8 protein-coding genes are annotated in these 17,912 nt (G+C 66.2%); 1 reads left to right on the forward strand and 7 read right to left on the reverse strand.

Going from position 1 to position 17,912, the window contains the following annotated elements:
- Positions 1-74: 74 nt before the first annotated feature.
- Positions 75-1,385, forward strand: coding sequence for a GDSL-type esterase/lipase family protein (locus tag FB460_RS08565; RefSeq protein WP_170210016.1), 1,311 nt, complete (start codon positions 75-77; stop codon positions 1,383-1,385).
- A gap of 109 nt (positions 1,386-1,494) precedes the next feature.
- Here the strand turns inward: FB460_RS08565 and FB460_RS08570 are convergent, their stop codons facing one another.
- From FB460_RS08570 to FB460_RS08600, 7 genes are all read right to left on the reverse strand, one after another.
- Positions 1,495-2,637 (reverse strand): TRAFAC clade GTPase domain-containing protein, encoded by a 1,143-nt coding sequence (locus FB460_RS08570; protein WP_142093710.1) that lies wholly within the window; start codon positions 2,635-2,637, stop codon positions 1,495-1,497.
- Positions 2,634-3,590, reverse strand: coding sequence for a hypothetical protein (locus FB460_RS08575; RefSeq protein ID WP_142093711.1), 957 nt, complete (start codon positions 3,588-3,590; stop codon positions 2,634-2,636). Before FB460_RS08575 ends, FB460_RS08570 begins: the two co-directional genes overlap by 4 nt.
- Position 3,591: 1 nt before the next feature.
- Positions 3,592-6,171: a GAP1-N2 domain-containing protein gene (locus FB460_RS08580; protein ID WP_142093712.1), complete on the reverse strand. Its 2,580-nt coding sequence runs from the start codon at positions 6,169-6,171 to the stop codon at positions 3,592-3,594.
- Positions 6,168-8,744: a SaeA-related protein gene (locus tag FB460_RS08585; protein WP_142093713.1), complete on the reverse strand. Its 2,577-nt coding sequence runs from the start codon at positions 8,742-8,744 to the stop codon at positions 6,168-6,170. Before FB460_RS08585 ends, FB460_RS08580 begins: the two co-directional genes overlap by 4 nt.
- Positions 8,744-11,380 carry a hypothetical protein gene (locus FB460_RS08590; RefSeq protein ID WP_142093714.1) on the reverse strand — a complete coding sequence of 879 codons (2,637 nt, stop codon included), beginning with the start codon at positions 11,378-11,380 and terminating at the stop codon, positions 8,744-8,746. The genes FB460_RS08585 and FB460_RS08590 overlap by 1 nt, the downstream gene beginning before the upstream one ends.
- Positions 11,380-14,922, reverse strand: a complete 3,543-nt coding sequence (locus tag FB460_RS08595; RefSeq protein ID WP_142093715.1) for a tubulin-like doman-containing protein — start codon at positions 14,920-14,922, stop codon at positions 11,380-11,382. Before FB460_RS08595 ends, FB460_RS08590 begins: the two co-directional genes overlap by 1 nt.
- A gap of 154 nt (positions 14,923-15,076) precedes the next feature.
- Positions 15,077-17,872: a vWA domain-containing protein gene (locus FB460_RS08600; RefSeq protein WP_211345922.1), complete on the reverse strand. Its 2,796-nt coding sequence runs from the start codon at positions 17,870-17,872 to the stop codon at positions 15,077-15,079.
- Between the last annotated feature and the right edge of the window lie 40 nt (positions 17,873-17,912).

Raw genomic sequence — 17,912 nt, forward strand, 5'->3', positions numbered from 1 at the left:
ATCACAACCTTGTAACCTTGACCCTGATGAGGTCTCGTCGTATCCGCCAGATTCTGCCGTGGTTGGTGGGTGTCGTGACATCTGCATCCTTGATCGCCGCCGGCGCATTGCCGTCCATCAGTGATGCACGTGCCGATGCCCCCACGGCCGCTGTGGCGACGCCCGCCGCGAGCCCCACCGTGACCCCCTCGCCCACGCCGAAGTCTGCCCCAGTGGCACCGGCGATGGTGAACCGTCCTGCGAAGTCGCCTCCCACTATCACCCGCGCCGAACGGCAGGCGAGCGCCAAACCCTTCAAGGATCCGCTGCGTGAGCTCGGTACGTGCGAGATGCGTTTCAGCGCCGTGGGTGCGTCGTTCACGCAAGCCAATTCCGAAGATGTCGTGGACGACGGCAAGGACGGCTCGTGGATGGCCGAGGGCAAGGTCGGTAACCGCTCCTGGGCGTACTGGGCCAATGAGGATCCCCAGCTCCTGCTCGACGGAGGCTGGGCACAGGGTGGCCTGGAGACCTCGGATATCGCCGAACGCGTGCAGCGGTCGTGGTTTCCCGTCGACACCAACCTGGTGATCCTGCTGGGCACCAACAACCTGTTGCACGGCACCCCCATCGACGAGGCACCGGCCGATATCGAGCGCATCGTGCGCACTTCTGGTATCTCTCCCGACCGCGTCTACCTGGTGCAGTTGCCACCCAGCAATGTGACCCCGGAGAAGATCGGCCCGTACAACAAGATGTTGGCAACAACTGCCGCGGAGAACGGCTTCCACTTGGTCGATGTCTCCACGTTCCTCGACAGCGGTTCGGGTTCATACCGTCAGGGCGCCACCAATGACGGTATCCATCTCACGCGGGACAACGCCCAACGAGTGGGACGTAGCATCGCCGCGGCGATCAACGCCAACAGCGGGTGCCAGCGCCTGCCGGCCTTCGATGAGATGGCAGCAGAACATGATCTCGGTGACCCCGTCGACGTTCCCCACTGTGAATTGCCCGACGGCGGCTGCGTGCAACTCTTCCAGCGTGGTGCCCTGCGTCGCTCCAATGCAGGCGACCCGACGCTGCTGCCCGCCCGTGTCACCAAGACCTGGCGAGATTTCGGCGTCGCCGCACTCGGTAATCCGATCGAGAATCCCAACTGCGAGATCGACGCCGACGCCTGCCGCACACGCTTTGAACTGGGCACCATGTACTCCACCGATGATGAAGCCTTCGTGGTGCGCGGCGACATCCTCCGTACCTACCGCGACCAGGGATCCGAGGAGGGATCTCTCGGCGTTCCGACCGCCGAGGAGATCTGCGACGATGACGGCTGCAGCCAGGCCTTCGAAGGCGGCACGATCGAATGGACGCCCACCGAGGGCGCCGAAATCGAAAAGCAGTGACAGCCGCGAAGAAGTGATGCTCGGCCGCCGCCACTGTCGACGGCCAAGCCTCAGGGGGCCTGTCCTCCACAGGGTTTCAGCTGGCCCGTGTGTCAGATGGCCCCGTGTTTCAGATGGCCCCGTCGCAGCGCAGGGACCACCTGATCGGGTCCAGGCAGCGGAATGATGCGATGCCGTGGTCATGCAGAGATTCGCCACGCGTCGGGGCCCCGAGTGCGGAGACGACGAAGAAACGGTGATCGAACGGTTGCCCGGTGTGGGGGCGCTCCACAGCGGTGACGATCCGGTTGGCGTGCAGGCGCTGCAGCAATGAGCGCACCTCGGCGTTCAGGAGCAGACCATCGCCTTCGTCATACCCGGGCATGAGGGTTCCGGGGTCGCGCATGAAGGCGGCGCCGGCGTTGGACATGATGCGGCTCAGCTCGGTATCGGCCACCTGCGTGAGCGTCTGCATGGTGTCGAACTTGCTGAGCACGACGCCGAGTCGCGGACGCCCCTGCCCGATGAGGAGATTCAGGTTGTTCAGCACCACCGCCGGGTCGCCGCCCTCGTGGAGCTGGGCGGGGATGAGGTCCTGCAACTGGTTGCGCACTTCGGACACCCGCGTGGGGTCGAACATGAACAGCACAGTGGACGCGTGCTCGAAGAAGGCGAGGTGTGCCTGACCCTCGACGCGATTCTCGAGGTCCTCCCCCGCCACATCGCGCAGCACGATGTAGCGACGTTGCCCGTTGAGAACGCCCAACGACAGGATGATGGGCTGACGCTGATACGAGTCGGCAAGATTCGCACGGGGCGTCGGTGCGATGATGCCGCGTGCTTCGAACAGCGGCTTCTCGTACACGTTCTCGTACATCTGGCGGCTGGCCCCATCGGCGAACTCGACAGTGGTGTCGTGGGCATCGGCGAACAGCTCCAGCAGTTTCACCAGGACGCCGATGTAGACGCTCTTTCCCGTGGCGCGGGCACCGGCCAGTGCGATGCAGGTGGCCTGCCCACTTCGCCAATCCGGCGGCAGCGCCATGTGGCAGTTCGGGCAACATTCGGTGAGTCCGCCACCGCATTCGCGGCATTGCGGCAACTCGGGCACCCACTCGGGGGTCGGGCCGGAGAACCGACCGATCGGCGGGTTCTCCACCGGAGAACCGTGCAGCAGCGAAGCCCGCTCGTCATGCTGAACCGTGCAACGGTTACGACAGCAGGCCGCGTACTGCGTGCCGAGCGTCACAAAACAGTGCGGGCACTTGGTCATGCCGCACCTCCGGCAAGGCCGGTCACGAGCCCACGGACCAGATCACGCAGAGCCTGCCCGTCCTTCAGCAGGGTGTCGGAGAGTGAGCCTCGCCCCCATTCGGGGACCGGCGCGAGGCTGGCGTCTGCGTCCGACGGAACCGCCGACCAGGTGGATGCCGGCGCGAGGACGAGCCAGTGGGCGTCGGGGCGTCCCACCACGGCGTCACTGACGATGCAGGTACGCCCGCGGTCAACCGGGTCGAGGCGAACCGATCCGGCCAATGGCTGGCTCAGAGCCGCATCGTTGGAGGCACGTCCGAGTTCAGCCACCGGCACCTCGGGAAGATCGGTGGCCGACGCCCCGGCGAGGCGCACCCGGACATCATCGCTCACCACCTGCGCGACGCCGACGACAACCTCGATCGCCGACGTGAGCGAACCTTCCTCCATGAGGGGCCGCATCGACGCCGAACAGTCGACCAGAACCGTCAGATCGGAACGGTTCTCCCGGGGCGCGCGCTCGGTGCCCAGTACCTCCCGGGCGGCATCACGGGCCGCAGCCGCGAGCTCGGGGAGCTCGGTCTGAGTGACCACTCCCAGCGAGCCAAGACGCAGGCGTCCACCATCGGGCACCACCTCGATCAGATCGCGTCCGGTGAGACCAGAGAGGTCCACCTGGCCGAGCACGGCACGCTGCGGATCATGGTCGCCCCGTACCTCGATCTCCGCGGTGCACGAGATGACCGTCGCCGAGCCGAATGTGCCGCCCCCGGCCGGGGATACCCGGATGATCGCGGTTTCGTCGATGACCGGCACGATCATCTTGTCGGAGGTCGGCCGCAACGCGCGGGTGTCGGGCCGCCCGTCCACGAAGATGTTGAGCTCGACACCTCCTGCTCCGCTGATCCGGAACGTGATCGGCTTCGCAGGCAGCGTCACGGGCTTGTCGCCCTCGAGTACATGGGTGGGCATGTCACCATCCTTCCCGACGACGCTCACGGCGCAGCCAGTGATTCAGCCAACGTTCCAAAGATTTGATGTCTCGCTCACCGAGGCCCGGCACACTCGACACTGCGGCGATGATCTCATCACTGCCACCATGAGCCGCCTGCTCCTGCAGCAGCGCGACCACCAAGGGCACGGTCTCGGTGCGAGTCGTCGCTCCCAGCCCGAACAACCAGGTGAGGGCACGTGCGGTCGTCCCGCTGTCCGGGGCCTCCTCGTACAGGGGCGACCCCTGCGCCCTACGAGCGAAGACCTCCACGAGCCTGGGCACCGACAGCGCCTGCGGCCCCCACTCCGAGAGCATCTTCACCTCATCGGCGCTCATCCGATCGGGTTGGTCCAGTGCATCGGGAACGGCGACGAGTGTGCCGTGGAGCAATGTGGCAGCCAGAACGAGATGTGCGCGGTGCCGTGCCGCTGGGTCCTGGACCGGGTGCAGTGCAGCAGCAGCCGCGACCGCCCGGGCCTGCCCCACCACCAGGGGCGGGGGGCCGAGGGGCTTGCCCTGCTCGAGGCGCAAAGCCGCCAGATACCCCAGCATGGCGTCCGGGCCACGCTGCAACAGCATCCACACCTCTCGCCAGTCGGATGTGTCACCGGTACCCAACAGGTGTGGAAGGTGCCAGGCACGCGGCACCTGTGGGCCGAATCGTTGAACCATCGAGCGCGTGCGGCACGCATCGAACGGCGGGACGACCAGCGAACTCACCGTGTCAGGGGTGAGGCGTCGCCCCTGGTCGTCCACCCCACCGGCCTGGAGTTGCGCCCACGCCGCGATGAATCGGGCATGCTCGGGGGCATCGGCCTGACGCACCGCAGCGAAGGCCAGTTCGGTGAGCATCGGTGCCACGCTCGGTGGTCTGCGCCCCGTGTTGCGGCTGGGGTCGACGTTCGTGAGTGGATCTGGCTCATCGGCTGCAGGACCCAGAAGATCCACCACCGGGGACGCCAACAGGGCACCGGGAGGGCGGCGCCCCCACTGCATCTGCGGATGCCGAGCGATCTCACCCCACAGCAGGTGCCTGGTCTCGGCTCCCAGCTCCTTGAGCTGCAGGGCCAACTCGTGACCGCCTTCAAGGTCGATCAGCCGCGGGACGAGTTGCTTCCGGACCTGCTCGATCATGAGCTGACGCAGCGTCCCATCGCGTTCCAGCCCCATGCGCAATGCCAGTTCGATCGCATGGATCAGAACCACCGGATCGGACGCATGCATCCGTGTGATGGCCGACGCCACCCACTCACCATTGACCGCATCGGGTTTGAGGTGCCGGGCGGGGAGTTTCCCGGGGCCAGGCCGCGCCAGCCACTGCTCGTCCTCCAGCGCCAGACCCACGTAGGTGGCCACGGCTGCCTCGGCCAGCACCAGGTTGCGTTCGGGTTCATCGTCGTGGGCGCCTTGCAGAACCACGTGATGCCATGCCTCCGCCGTCGATCCGGCGTCAGCGGCAAGGCCATCTGCCACGACGTCGTACAGCTCGCTGTTCCGCAGCTCATCGGGCGAATATCGGGCGATGATCGTCGTGGCCTCGTGCGCGAGATCGGAGTCGGGATCCCGCGCGATCAGCAATGCTGCGGGCCAGGCCGGATGCAGACCACGATCTCCGACACTCACGGCGGCGGCGTCCATCTCGGTGACCGCTTCGACGAAGGTGGCGGGGTCTGCGCACAGTTCCAGGATCATGGCCGACCACGGCGTGGCGGGGATCGCATCACCGCGGTCAGTGCGGTGCTCTCCGCCCAGATCGGCGACCTCCACATGGGCTGCGGTGTCGATCACCACGACCTTGTCGTTGTGTGCCAGCTCCGGCACGTCCAAGCGCGGTACGCAGATGATTTCGATGCCGTGACCGATGGCGTGCCGCAGGCCGGAGGCCCGTTCCAGCGTCGAGAAGGAGATGTGCGCCGCCGCACCCGCCGAGGTGCACAGGCTGACCGCTGCGATCCAGTTGGCGGCCTCGTCGACGTCTTCGGTGGCGAGCACCACGGGCAGTCCACCCGCGCGGTGGCCTGCCAGAGCATCAAGGATCGCTGCGAGGGTGTTGGTCCGCCACTGACGCGGCGCGAACAGCCAGCTCGCCACGGTCCTGCGGTCCACGTGCCCGCGGCCGGGAACCTCACCTGTGAGGTCGGCTCCAAGAACGGCCTCGGGCCCATACGGGATGAGCCAGTCAGGACTCCGCCATCGCTCGATGGGGCGAAGCCCGTCGGTCGGGTCGAAGTCGTGGTCCACCAGCACGTGGGCGAACACATTTCCCGGACGCCCCGAGGCATCGACCCCTGCCGGCGCGAGATGCCACGTGACCAATGCCTCGGCATCATCCAGACGCACCGGCATGTGCATCATCTGGTGCGGCAGTTCGGTGATCTCGGCAGGCGTCGGGAAACGCGGAAGTTCCACTCCGGCGTCGAGCTGCGTTGCGACGTGCCCGCACAGGAGCCGTTGCTCCTCCGCGGAGAGTCCTCCCGTGACATCCTTGACCTGCCAGCCTCCCCCGTTCCCGTCGCGGCGGTCGAACGACGAGTACGTCAACTGGGCGAAGCGCGTCACGACGGATTGCCGATCCGCAACAGGTGCACCGGTGGATCCAGCACCGCGATCGTGCCCGAGGGCGGGGTGAAATCGATGAACAGCCGCATCCAGCCCTGATTGCTCGGCAACGCAGCCGCCCACCAGATCTCTCCGGTGTCCGGCCCGATCGTCGGCCTGAACCGCTGCGAGGCATGCCCCCCGGTCTGTGGCATCACCGGCAGCTGCTGCCCATCGTTGATGTCCAGTGGCAGACGCTCGTGATTGAACACAAATGCCATCGGTGGCTCACCCTGTTGATGCAGATCGGTGGTCATCGCGATGAGCGCCCACGGACGTCCGTCTCCCCCGGGCTGAACCTGCACGGTGTAGTTGATCTTCAGCAGCGGTGGTGAGGTGATCGTCGTGGGACGCCCCTCCACCGAACTGCCCTCGCTGAAGGCGACTGACACCAGATGCAGGTCACAGCCGAGAGGATCCAGCGGCTGCGAGAAATGGAGGCCGCCGAAACGTTCGTAGGCATCGGCGGAGATCTCCGCGATCGGTTGGGACGAGGTGATCGTCTCCTCGGCGCTCTGACCGATCGGCCCGGAGTAGACCTTCACATTCGCTGCACCGGCAGGCCAGGCCATCGTCAACACCTGCTGACTGACACGCTCGATGAGCTTGGCGTCGGTCACCGGAGAGGTTCGGACGCGGGAGATCGTGCGTCCGACCCGAGCCTGCCCATCAAGCAGCGTCACCGGGGTGAAGTAGGTACGCGACCATCCCCGCGGCCACGGCACCTCCTGCATGCGGGACTTGCCGCCATCGGGCTGCACGGGGTGAGCCAGCTGGTCCTCACTGCGCAGCCCCATCTGGGGAAGTGCCTCCTGCGAGACGGTGTCGTTGTCCGCTCCCGCTCGCGGCCCATTCTGCGTGCGATAGATCTCCACATGACCGATCGGCGGCGGCGTCCACACGAGCGTGAACTGGGCGTCCTCGTCCTCACCGAGTTCGCAGTCCAGATCGACGACCGGTTCGAGAACAGCCGATGTCGTGACCGGGACCGAGGTCGGGAACGACAGCTGAGAACTGCCTTCGGCCTCCACCTGCAGCTGATAGTGGTACTTGCGCCCGGGCTCGGCGTCGTAGTCGACGAAACCACCAAGATTGTTCTCGTTGGCGCAGATGCGGAACTCCGGGCTACCGGCCCCAGCGCCCGCGCGTTCCTGCGGAACGCGGTGGACCAGCACACGGCGCACCCCATGCGGCAGGGTCCACTGCCCGATGACCCGACCTTCATCCTCACGGATCACGACCTCGTCGGGGCGGGTCACCACCGAGGCCTCGGCCACCAGAACCGGCTGCTCGGCACGGGCCGAATCCTGATCGGAACCGATATTGGCCCAGATCCGGTAGTGCCGCACCGCGGTGTGGAACGCACGGGTGTCGGTGAACACCGTCCTGTCGGTGATGCCCACGACATCGGCGTGCTCAGGTGAGATCGGCTGATGATCGTCGTCGGAGACGATCCGGTATTCCACGTACGGACCGGTCTGCTTGTCCCACGTGAGACGAACGCCGACGCCATCGCGCGTCGGTGACGTGCGGATCTGCCCCGGTTCGGTCTGAGGCCGAGTCAGATCGACCGGCGCGAACTGGTTCATCACGTTGTCGAGAGCAATGGGATCGTTCCAAGTCAGCGCTCCCGGATTCAGGGTCTCTGGACTCAGGGCCTCTGGGCTCAGGGGTTCTGGGCTCGGGGCCCCAGAACTCGGGGCCCCCGAACTGAAGGATTGGGAGTCCTGTGCTTGGGACGTCGCGGGCGCGGATGCCCCAGTACCTGCAGCGTTGTGATCCGCGTTCCCTCCCCCGTGTGCTCCGGCGGGCTGCGGTGTGTGCGCCGTGGCTTCGGTGGCGGCCCCGGACACCGTGTCACCGGCCTGCAGCCCAAGCTCCCCGGCGATCTGTTCGGCCAGCGACTTCAGCGACGCCGGAAGACCGGCGGCCACCTCGTCGATCCGACGCGGTTCAGCATTCACGACCTGTCGGATATGGCGGTCCTTGAGCTCCGAGAGCCCCTGCCCGTCACGCCACATCAACAGACGCTGGACCTTCTCGCGTGGAGATTCGTTCGGCGGCGGTGCGGCCGACTGCTGCGGCTCTTCTGGCCCGGTGTTCCCGGGCTGTCCTGTCCGCAGGGACGTCGTCGCCTGGCTGTGTTCGGCAGCCGAACGTGGCGGGGGCACGGCATCGACCGGCGCCACCGAAGGGTCCTGCCCCACCGCGCTGGGTTGGTGCATCGGACCGCTGGGTTGGTGCATCGGTCCGCTTGGCTGGTGCATCGGACCGCTGGGCTGATGCATCGGACCGACCGGTGGGCCGTCGGGATCGAGCCGCAGGGCGTCTGCCACCGGCGCCGGGTGCCCTTGGTTGACCAGCCACAGCAAGTGCTGGATGACGCGTGCCCACCGATCCAGATCCGGGGTACGCAGATGTGCAGGGATCGCCCCGCGCGCACCGATCTCCCGCAGCGCGCGCTCGGACGGTGGGACCTCTCCCCGCGCCAACAGCGCGCGGGCCCACTCCATCAGTACCGCTGTGCGATCCATCAGAACACCGCTCCCCCCGATGGCATCTGCATCGGCGGAGGCTCAGGCTCGTCTCCGGCTGTCACCTCGGGGGCCACCCGCTCACCGAGGTCGAATGAGTACTCGCTCAGGGCTCGCCCGAGCTGCACCATCACCGCACGACGTCCGAGACCATGAGCATGTTCCAGCGGCCACGTGACCTCGACGACATTCGCGTCACCCTGACGGTTCTCCCGCGTCAACAGCGCGGTGTCGAAACGATTCGCCGAGACCTCACCCGACCCCACACCGGCGAGGAAGGCCTCGGTCGGGACCGGGGTGTCACCTCCGGCGGGGCGGACCTGCGAGACCAACCGGTTCACATAGTCGGGCTGCACCAGTCGGCCCATGGCTCGATGCCAGAACTCAGCGGCGCCCGAATCACCCACGCCGTCCCGTTCCAACGAATCGGCCCACGGCGTCAACAAGGACTCCTCGACACGTGCCCGCTGAGAGAACATGAGCGACGGGTTCTGCTCCAGATCCCGGCCCCGCGCACCCAGACGCTGGCTGGCTTCCTGCAGCGCTGCGTTCCACGGATTGCCGAGCCACCCCACGTGGAACAGTTCACGGCGCAACAGATCGACGACCTGCTCGGTGGACTCCTCATCGCACTCGGCACGACCGATCCCTACCGACATCGGCAGGCCGGACTCGATGAGCGGCGGTACCGTCCTGGCCGCCACACCACGCCCGAAAGGCTCATGCAGCATGACGCCGAGCACCCGCGTCCACTCGAGGAACTGACCGTACCCCTCGCCGAGCCGGTGCAGGTCACGCACAGCGGCCTTGAGGTTGTATTCGTTGGCCTCGGCCTGCGACATCGCCTGCCGTTGCCGGTTGAGGTCGGCGAACAGGTCCCGTTGCCCGATCATGTACAACGCCAGCGAACCACCGAACCAGAACACCAGCGACGACAACGACACCCACAACAGGGACATCCAGGTGAGCACGTTGAACGCTGCGCCGAGAAGCGTCAGCAGCACCATCACAACGAGAGCGAACGTCAACACGCGCATCCACATACCGATGCGACGCTGACGCCCCTGGGTATTGGCATTGGAGGTGTCCACCTGCGGCCCCTGACGGACCGTCCGGGCGAGGTTCTGAACCTCACGGGAGGTGTCCAGCAGTTCATTGGCGAGCATCGCCCCGGTCTGTGCCGCATAGGACTGCGCGTGGCGTCCCTTCCACTCATCGAGTCGACGAAGTGTCTCCTCCGCTTCACGCGACAGCGAGGGGTGCGATGCCAGCGACATCAACCGCTCGCGAAGGGTGTGGACACCGAGCGGATCTGCCGCCTGCACCCGACCGATCCCGATCTGATTGCGCAGCCGCGTCCCGATGTCGGTGAACCATTCATCGGGAGCCGGTGCCGAGTCACTCATGTGTCGTAGGACGCCACGCTCGTTCCCGACCATGATCGCCTGGTTCTGGCCACGATCACCGCCGTCGACGAGCATGAGCCCGCACGCCATGAAATCTGACCACACCGGTGAAAAGTCACCGGCGGCCTGATGGGCGCGTGGGCCGTTGCTGAGCTGGTCGAGGTTGCCGGCAGCCTCGGAGACCTGCTGCCAATCGGCGGTTCCCGAGAGGAGCTGTCCGTCGGCGACGACGGCGAAGTTCGACGGATCATCCCCGAACACCAGGCTCTGCATACGGCTCGCAGCCTGATCGGGGGCCGATCCCACCATGAGGGAATACCACTTGCTCGGCGCCTGACCGATCGTCAACCGGATGAAACTCGCCAGCTTCCCGGCTGCCTCCCCCATGCCGATCTGCTGCTTGGCCACCGGCTGCGGAGATTTGCGTTCGGATTTGAACAGGCTCGCGTGACGCTTGAGCACGCTGGCTGCGAGATCCTGGCAGGCCGAGGCCGCATCGTCGATGTAGACCGGCTGGCCACCCTGCTGCGTCGGCTGCGGCACCGCCCCGTCGATGGCGAGCACCCGGCGACGCACATCATCCTCGATGGTGCGCGCATCCAGATCTCGATACCAGCTCCGGGCCAGCCGCAGTGTGCGCCCGAATGGCGCCTGAACGCCATCGAGCGGGCCCTGCTGCTGCCCCACCCACATGGCTGCGACCGACGCGATGACCGACGCAGCGGGGGCGCCCAGCTCCACCGGATCGGTGCTCGACGGAAGCGTCTGGTGACCAAGACGCGGCCCCACCGACAGCTCCGGCGAACAGATGATGTTGTGCCAGCCCTCGCGAACCAGATCACCGCCGACCGGGCCCGACTGTGGACGTGTGACGATGAACCGGAACAGATCCACCTGCTGCTGCATGACCGCCCCGGTGCCCAACACCGACTGCAGGACGGCCTGCTCGACCGCCGGATCGACCAACGACGCCCCACCGACGGCGGGAACGATGCTGACCACCCGCACTCGATCGAAACGGGCCTGGGTGAGTGTGTGCTGAATCGAAGTTCCGGTGACCCGCCCATCGCTGCACTGCACCGCCGGGGTCGTCGCAGTCCCGGGCGTCACCGCAGACGGCTCGACCCACAGATAGGGGCCCAGGAGCCCGGCCGCCGACCAGTCGGCGAAAGCCGCCCGAACACCACTGGCCGGTCCCGCCGGCGCCATGCAGATGACGAGCGACGGCATCAGAACACGCCCCCGGCACCCGGCATCTCGATCTGCGACGGACCAGTGCCCTGGATCGGCTGGTAGGTCGTCTGCTGAGCCGGCTGGGTCGCGAGCGTCAGCGCCTCATCGAGCATCCGTCCGATCTCCTGCATCGCCCAGTACACATCGGGAGCGAGGTCGGCGAAGATCGGCATCTGCGACGCAACGCCACGGTCATCGACCACCGAGAACGTGCCGCCACCAGGCGCCCCGTCCTCTCCCGGAGCCATGAAGTGCACCGCTGCGAGTTCACCGATCTGTGTGACGAACGCCGACGCAGCGTCATACCGCCCCTGCGCGTCGACCGCACTCTGCGCATCGGGAATCCGGGTCTTCGCACCGGACCCGATGTCTCCGTCGCGGAGCCAACGCGTCAGGACCTCCTTGCCGGAACGCTCCACGATGCCCTCGGCCGGGCCCAGTAGGTTGGCGTCGAACACGCCACGCAACGCGCGGTAGGGGCGCAGCGAGCCCATCACCGGGTTCTGGTGCGACCGTGACATGGCCAACAGGATCGACTCGAGGACCGCCGGGAGCCAGTCGTAGGAGGCCTTGAACCGTTGTGGTGGTGTGAGCAACGGGTTGGGGAACTCAAGCCACTGACGCTCGCCGAGATCGTAGACCTCGACGGCCTGCGTGTAGGGCGAGGGCGGAATACGCAACGCGCCGACGATCTGACCGAGGAACCAGCCCGCGACAAGGGTGCGCCGTTCCGCCTCGCCCATCGGGAGGGACGCGTCGAGCGGACGCGTGCGACGGTTGGCCCAGAACGCCTCACGTCCTGCAGGCGGGGTACTCGACCACTGCTCGGCCACCGGTCGCAGCACCGAATCGAAACAGATCGGCGCGTAGAGCGGGTAGGAGCCGAAGATGTCGAGCCGACGCACGTGATCCGAATCGTTGATCGAGCGGCGGTAGTTGTCGCGCGTCGATCCATCGACCGAGTTGTTGTTGATCAACGCCTTCTCGAGGTCCTCGGCCGTCGGCAGATCGGCGAACGGGACCGCGGAGAACTTGAAACGGTATTCGACGCCCTTGGCCCCATGGAGCAACTGCACCGCGGAGTTGCTGACCGAGATCAGTGGGAGGGCCAGCGTCAGTGCCTGGTTGAACTTGCTGACGATGTCATCCATACGTGCCTGGCGCTCGGATTCCGCAGCGCCGACGCCGCGCACATAGTCACGCAGCGACATCGAGCAGAAACGATGGAACGACTCCTCCGGGCGAGCCACGAACAGGCGAGCACGTTCGAGAAGCTCAGCGGGCCGGGCATGGACGTCGAAACGAGCCCGCGTCGGGACGATCGACTCACCGGTGTTGGGGTCCACCGGGAACACCCGACACTGCCATCCGGTGGTCACCTCCATGAGCCCGCCCGGAGGGCGATCGCCGCCAGTGGTCTCCCAGATCCCCGAGGTCACCTGACGCGCAACGGCCAACCGCGCCTGCGGGAAACCGAGATCACCGCTGATCGAATTGCGCATGTCGGCCATGTACTGCGGGCCGAACTGTTGCGAGTTCGTGAGCAGAACCTCGTTGTTGGCCTCATCGAAACGCTCGGGCGCCTTCTGGTCCTCATCGCTGGGCCAGGCCGAGTACTGATCGGTCGCAAGACGAGCGAGGCCGTCGTGACGGACAGCCGATTCGCGCGCCTGCTCCAAGATGCGCTGCTGTTCGTGGAGCGACTCACCGAGCGGGGCGAGTACATCGGTGACGAACGACTGCAGCACCTCAGCCACCAGCCCCGATGCCTTGGCGTAGGTGTGCTGCAACACGTTGCCGCTGAGGCAGTCACCGATCTGGCTGAGGATCTGACCACCGCCGGTCACCTTGCCCTTGATGCCAGCCAAAGTCTGCTCCACCTGCGGCGAGAGCTGGGTGATGTCGCTCTGGTCGTACTGGCGCAGCTCCTGAGCCGCAGGCACCATGACCTCACGGATGTGCTGACGCAGGCGATCGATGAACGCCACGGCGAATGGCAGGCCGAAGCGCGAGATCGCGCCACCGACGACGTCGATGAGCAGGCGCATGAGGGACTGGTGCCAGTCGAAGGCCCACCGGTTGGCCTCGGCGGCAGCGGCGTCCTGCAGTCCGTTCTTGCGCGAGGCGAGCATCTGACGCATCGACGGCACCCAGTGCGCGACATCGTGCCCATCAGGCGGCGGAAGCTGATTCATCACCGCGTTGTTCACGATGTTGAACGCGGTCTGGTTCACCTGTGCCTGCGGATAGGCGACGCCCATGAGCCACTGTGAAAGGGCGTTGGGATTCGGGCCCGGAGCATCGACGAGCTGCAACTCATGGCACAACGCCGACCATTGGCTCTGCACCAGAGCCTTGACCTGCTCGGTACCAGAAGCGGTGTTCCCCTCCTGGAGGTGACCATCGAGTGCACGATCGACGCACGATCGGGCGATGCGCTGCGCGGCGTACTCGGCGTAACGTTCACGTCCCATCGACAGCGAGGCGAACCCGAACGAACCCCACGGGAGCGGATCGGGCTGAGCACCCCAACCCAAGTAGCTCGAGTCCGGCGGCACCGAGCCGGTGTTGCCGAGGTCGTAGGAGACGAATTGGTTGGTGGCCTGCTCCGACATCATCATGCCCGCGAGGCCACGGGCCAGTCCGCGGTAGACGGCCTTGGGCGACCCGTCGCCGAACATGGTGCGCTGAGCACCCACGAAACGACCCACGGGGAAGACTCGCGCGAACGGAATCGAGGCTCCGGTGCCGTGCTGCTGGCCGAGTGCGTGCATGGTGCGCACGTCATGCTCCTGAGCGGATCCTGTCTGCGACGCGACGATCTCACCCAGCATCGCAAGCGCATTGGCGCGAACACCGGATCGCGCTGATTCAGGCAGCGAATCGAAAATATCGGCCGACACCATGAACACGGCCATGAGCTTGGGATCGAGCCCGTTGATCGTCGTCATGATGCGGCAGACATCGAGAGCCATGGAAGCCCCCGCGCCACCGGCCATCGATGAGACCACGAGCACGATCGGCACATCATTCTGGGAATAGTCGCCGAGCTTGGCCTGGTGGGCCACCTGCTTCATCTCGGTGTGCGTCTCGACCCGGTAGAGGTCCTCCCATGCCGAGACAAGTCCTTCACGCAGCGCCTCGATACGCGAGAGCGTGATCATGCGGCCCACCGAGCGGTACTGACCGGCGCCCACGGAGATCGGTGTGGCAATCGCCTCGGGACGTCGCGGCGCCCAGGTGCCGATGGCGTCGAGAGCACGACTGGTGCCGAGTTTGCGCGATACGGAGAAGTCCAGATCAGCGTACGAACCTGCCTGCGGGCCCAGCCCGAGGTAACGCCCCCCTTGAGCTTCGACGTTCCCGATGCCGTCAGGGCCCGGCTCCTCACCGGCAGGCACATCCAAGTGGACGAACTGCCACCCCGCCGGAAGCCGGTCGACCTGTTCCTGCGCGAGGTCCGAACGCAGCTGGTCCATCATGTAGGCGAGCGCGGACCCGCCCGAGCCGCCACAGCCGACAACCAGAAAACGCCTCATCGAATCCAACTCCTAGGTTCACAGCAGGCCCCTCGTGCAAAACCAACCCTAGGGGCTAACTCGGGCAGGCGTCCTTCGAATGTGGTCACCTCGTCACGGACATTATGACGCCGGTTCTCCATCGACAGCAGCACTATCTGACAGGATCAGCAGGTCACCCCCACGGGTTCGGCGGAAAACCGGGTCCAGGCGGCCCGCCAGGACCACTCGGCGGCGCCCCGCCAGGGGCCGACCCCCCACCCGGGCTACCGAAGGGTTGCGGCGGCGCCCCCGCAGATCCGCCCCCAGAAGCGAACGGGCCCGGCTGCCCCGGCATCGCAGGAGGCGGCGCGGAGGACGGCTGCCCGAAAGGATTGGCACCGTCGGGTGCACCAGAACCCCCGTTGGTCGAGGGGCCACCGAAGGGGCTGCCTCCACCGGTTCCTGCGTCGCCACCGGTTCCTGCGCCACCACCTGTTCCTGCACCACCACCGGGCTCATGCAGATCAACGAGCTGCTTGTACACCTGCGGACCAATGCGGCGCAGGTCCTCCATGAGCTTCTCGCGGGTGCCGGGTGCCGCGTCGGCAGCGGTGAGCAAGACGACCATCGTCTGCTCGGGCCCGGGCTGGGCCGAGCGCACCATCACCCATGTGTTGTGGACGCCCAGATCGAGCTTGGCCTGATGCTCCTTGCCGACCGGCTGACGGTACTCGGATGAGGCACCGACGCGATCGGGCGCCTCGACCACCACATGCCCAGCACCGAACGGCGAGGCACCGGTACGGGCACGCAGGGTGACCGGCCCCAGCTGGAGGCGACGCTGACCGCCCGAATCCATGTGCGCCATCTGCCGCAGGTCGCCGTCCTCCCATTCGATGGGTCGCCCATCACGAAGCACCTGTCCGTCCTCGACGGTGACGGGGATCGGCGTGTAGATCAGACCGCGTCCGGGAATCTTCGCAGTGGCCCACTTCGCCAGATACAGCAGGCCCAGAGGGATGCCCGGCCCCAGCAGCAACGCCGCGATCAACGTCAGGGCGAAGTTGACCGGGTTCAACGGCCTTGTCAGCTCGGCGTTGTATTCCACATCCGCAGGGCGGGTGAGAGTCGGATCCTCTTCGGAGGATGTCATCACCGCGAAGGTGCCGTTGAGTGCGCCGTTCCCGGATTCGGAGGTGAGCGACACCGGAAGATCGGCGGACTCACCCTCGGCGACCTGCAGGCAGCTCTCCGGGCTGTTGTGCTCGGACGTGATCGAGACCGCGCTGATCTCCTCAGGACCGGTGGTGACCGTCGGGGTGGCGCCGGCGTCGACCCAGACACAGCCCGGCCCGGTGACCCTGAGCGTCCCCGGAGCGTTCTCCACCTTGCCCTCGATCGGCCCGAAGGAGACCCCGCCCTCGATGGTGGGGAAACCTGCCGGGGCGCCGATGGTGACAGGTACTTCCGACACCTGGGGGCGCAACTCGGTCCCTGGCACTTCCTTGCCGGTCTCCGGGTTCTTCCACGGAGCGGTGGTGACCCCCAGGCTCATGCGCAGGGTGGCCTTACCAGGCTGCAGGCCGGCGGTGTCGAGGTCATGTGTGCCGGTGATCTCCTTGCCCGCGAGCGACGCAATCTCCTTCTCCTCGCCGTTGGCGTCGACCAGAACGGCCTGGAAGGAGGATTCGCCCAGTAGCGACCCCGGCTTGATGGGGCTCCCCTGGGCATCCACCAGCCCGAACTCGAGGGGAATCTGCTCCTCGGCACGGATCACGACATCGGAGTTCTCCCACGAGGGAAAGACGTTGCCGGTCACGTGCAGGTTCGTCCGACTGCGCGCTTCGGGATTCTTGCTCTCCGGATCGATGAAGATGACCCGCCACTGGCCTGTCCATGGCTTGTCAGCCTTCTGCTTGTCGAGGTCGAGGCTGAAGGACTTGTCCGAGAGCCACTCCCACGTGAGTTTGACGCCCTTGGCGTCGGCGGACTGCTCGCCCTCACCATCGGCGAGCACGACTTCCTCACCACCGGGCGAGACCACGAGCACTTCGTAATTCTCCAGGTCCCCATTGCCCAGGATCGACACCGAGGCCACCGAGGGGTCGAGCACGAAGGTGTGCGCGCCCTCCTCACATTTGTCCTCACGGCCCTGGCAGTAGCCGCCTTCGTTCTTGGTCCCTTCGCCGCTGATGTTGTCGAACGCCTGCAGCAATCCGTCGATGTCATCGGCGGTGTCGAACTGACCGTTGGGAGGCTGGGAACCACAGTCGCCGGAGCTGACCTGCTTCATCAGGTCGAAGTCACCCTCGGTCGCCTCCCCGGTCAGGCCCACGCCGAAGAGCGTCACCGGAGCCACACGCAACTGATCGGACAGGCCTCCCTCACGGCACATGCTCGCGGCTGCGCGCTCCTTCGCACGCTGACGTTCCTGATCGGTGTGCAGGGGGTTCTCCGGATCGTAGGGGCGATCGACCGGATTGCTGTCCTCATCGGGTGCACGGTCGATATCGAGTGTGCCGTCGGAGAAGAACACGATCCCCTGACAGGTGTTGGGGTTCTGCTGCTTGCGTTCAGCCAGCTCACGACGCGCGCCATCGAGACCAAGCCAGTAATCGGTTCCCTCGCCGTGCTTCCGGTCGGCGAAAGCACGCATCTCACGAAGGACGCCATCGGCGGACTGACCATTGAGCTGAGTGAATTTCGACGTGTGCTCGTAACGATTCGCAAAGCCTGCCAGCGCAACATTGATCTTTACGTTGGATCGGTCTGCGCTGCGAGCCAGACGCTTGAGCAGGAACTCGGCAGCACGAACACGCGCTGCTTCCTGGTCGGTGGATTGCAGACTCGCCGAGGTGTCGACGAGCACGATCAAGTCACCGCTCTGGCTGCCGTTCAGGCACTTCACGAAGTCGTCGGCCGCAGACGCGGCGTGCGCGGGACGCTCGGGACCGATCCCCAATGCGCCGATCAGCCCCAAAGATGCCATCAGGAACCAAGCGAGGCTCAATCGCAGAGCTCCACCGAAC

The sequence above is a fragment of the Propioniferax innocua genome, from assembly GCF_006716235.1.
GTDB classification, from domain to species: Bacteria; Actinomycetota; Actinomycetes; order Propionibacteriales; family Propionibacteriaceae; genus Propioniferax; species Propioniferax innocua.

Excerpts from the sequence above, each read along its gene's own strand:
- FB460_RS08570 (WP_142093710.1), bottom strand. The coding sequence starts at position 2,637 with ATGACCAAGTGCCCGCACTGTTTTGTGACGCTCGGCACGCAGTACGCG.
- FB460_RS08575 (WP_142093711.1), bottom strand. The coding sequence starts at position 3,590 with ATGCCCACCCATGTACTCGAGGGCGACAAGCCCGTGACGCTGCCTGCG.
- FB460_RS08585 (WP_142093713.1), bottom strand. The coding sequence starts at position 8,744 with ATGGATCGCACAGCGGTACTGATGGAGTGGGCCCGCGCGCTGTTGGCG.
- FB460_RS08590 (WP_142093714.1), bottom strand. The coding sequence starts at position 11,380 with ATGCCGTCGCTCGTCATCTGCATGGCGCCGGCGGGACCGGCCAGTGGT.
- FB460_RS08595 (WP_142093715.1), bottom strand. The coding sequence starts at position 14,922 with ATGAGGCGTTTTCTGGTTGTCGGCTGTGGCGGCTCGGGCGGGTCCGCG.
- FB460_RS08600 (WP_211345922.1), bottom strand. The coding sequence starts at position 17,872 with ATGGCATCTTTGGGGCTGATCGGCGCATTGGGGATCGGTCCCGAGCGT.